This is a genomic window from Streptomyces anatolicus (assembly GCF_019400875.1).
Classification (GTDB): domain Bacteria; phylum Actinomycetota; class Actinomycetes; order Streptomycetales; family Streptomycetaceae; genus Streptomyces; species Streptomyces anatolicus.
In genome coordinates, this window is the sequence record NZ_WMBF01000737.1 from 1 (window position 1) to 2,139 (window position 2,139).

The 2,139-nt window shown below is 73.0% G+C and carries 1 protein-coding gene and 1 pseudogene; both read left to right on the forward strand.

What is annotated here, in order from left to right:
• The coding region (locus GKQ77_RS31985) for a uridine kinase family protein (protein WP_372460045.1) at positions 1 to 630 on the forward strand (630 nt) is incomplete at its 5' end.
• A gap of 446 nt (positions 631 to 1,076) precedes the next feature.
• Positions 1,077 to 2,139: pseudogene (locus GKQ77_RS31990) on the forward strand (AAA family ATPase); the annotation flags it as partial.

Below are 2,139 nucleotides of genomic sequence, written 5' to 3' on the forward strand. Positions count from 1 at the left end.
ACCCCGCTCCCCCGCCTCGCCGAAGCCCTGCGCCGGCTGCCGCCGTCCTGCGGCCCCGTCCGGCTGATCGCCGTGGACGGGCACGCGGGCTCGGGGAAGTCGACGTTCGCGCGGCGCCTCGCCGAGGCGCTGGGCGACGCGCCGGTCCTGCGGCTCGACGACATCGCGAGCCACGAAGAGCTGTTCGACTGGACGGACCGGCTGGACCGCCGGATCATCGCGCCGCTCGCGCGCGGCGAAACGGCGCGCTATGCCCCGTACGACTGGACCGAGCGCCGCTTCGGCCCGGCCGAGCGGAGTCTGCCGCCCGCGCCCGTGGTGATCGTCGAAGGGGTCGGCGCGGGCCGCCGCGCACTGCGGGCGCACCTCTCGGCCGTGCTGTGGATGGACGTGCCGCGCGAGGAGGCATGGCGGCGGGGGCGCCGACGGGACGGGACGGTCCAGCGGGACTTCTGGGACGGGTGGGAACCGGTGGAACTCCGGCACTTCGCCGATGACCCTTCGCGCCCCTTCGCGGACCTTTTGGTGCGGCAGTGCCCAGAGGGATACGAGGTACGCCCGGGGCCCAGTGGGGCGCCAGTCGGAACCCAATTCGTCACACAGGGTGATGGTTCATCGGCGGTCCGCTGAACCCCTGGAGAACAGCTTCCAGTTGACCCCGGGAGTTTGCACGAGTGCCTCAACTCCGCTTGACCCAGGGGCCTTACAGGACTTACGTTCTGAATGTGCGGCCTTACCAGGCCGCCCGCAGACGCGAAGCCCCCGGTTGTTCCCCCGTGATCGGGGGCTTCGTTCTGCCCTCAAGGCCTCATTTTCGGCCGCTGCGAGCCGCCATTCGCTCACCCTCGGTCACCATCACGGCCCCTCCCCCGACGGCCCTTCCCGGCCGATCCACCGGCGCCGCACCCTACGGCCGACCGCTCCCCCGCAGGTACGATGCCTAACGGTGCGCCTTTTTCGGACGGCTGCTCTGCGCGCCGAGTCAACTCCCGTCCGCAGCACGGCGGTTCAGCGAAGTGGCCGACGGGCACCGGCCCGGTGGCACGCACACGGGGGCACGGTTTGTGGGGGACGCGATGGACTTCGACGCGGTGGGCTCACCCGCCCCGGCCGACCTCGCCTGGCTGAGGGGCGTCGACGCCTACACGATGGGCGCGTATCCGCAGGCGGAGGAGGAGTTCCGTGCGGCGGTACGGATCGATCCCGGGATGGCCGACGGCTGGCTCGGGCTGCACGCGCTGCGCGTCGACACCACGACGGCGCTGCTGCGGATGTTCCAGCACCGGGACAGGTTCGGGGAGCAGCGCGCACGGCACGCCCGCCCCCTCAACTCCTGGTACTGGCTGGGCTGGTGGGTCCAGCCGGTCCTGGAGAGCACACGCGATCTGCTGCTCGCGCACGCCTCGCACTGGCTCGACGGCCGCCACGTCCCGGAGCTCGACCGGGCGCTCGCGGGTCTGCCGCCGGTCGACGCCGACCCGCAGGTGCGCTTCCTGCACGCCTGCCGCTCCTACCTGGTCAAGGACTGGGAGCAACTGGTGCGGCATACGGACCCCCTGATCGACGACCCGATGCTCGGCATCGAGGCCGGCCTCTTCGGCGGCATGGCCCGGGTGCGCCTCGAGATGTTCGGGCAGGCCGAGCCGCTGCTCTCCGCCGCCCTGATGCGGTGCCGCAGCGAGCAGCCCCAGCGCAAGGAGCTGCGCTACTGGCTGGCCCGCGCGCACGAGGGCACCGGACGCTCGGCGGCGGCCCTGCCGCTGTACCGGGCGGTGCACCGCGTCGACGCCTCCTTCATGGACACCTCGGCGCGGCTGGCCGCGATCGCCGAGGGCGACGGCTATGACGAAGCGGCCGATCTGGCCGCCGCCATCAGCCTGGCGGGCGGAGGCCAGGACGTGCTGGAGGGACCTGACGGCATCGACGTGCTCTTCGGCACCGAGGGCCGCGACGTGAAGGTCACCGACCCCCAACTGCCCCCGGGCGCCATCCCTCCCGGGCCCAACGGCCCACCGGGGCAGACCGGCCCGTCAGGGCAGACCGGCGCGGCGGGAAAGACCGGCGCGGCGGGCCCGGGGGCGGCGGGCAGCCGCTCCGAGGCCGACGCCGTCCGCGAGAAGGCGATCATCCCGATCAAGC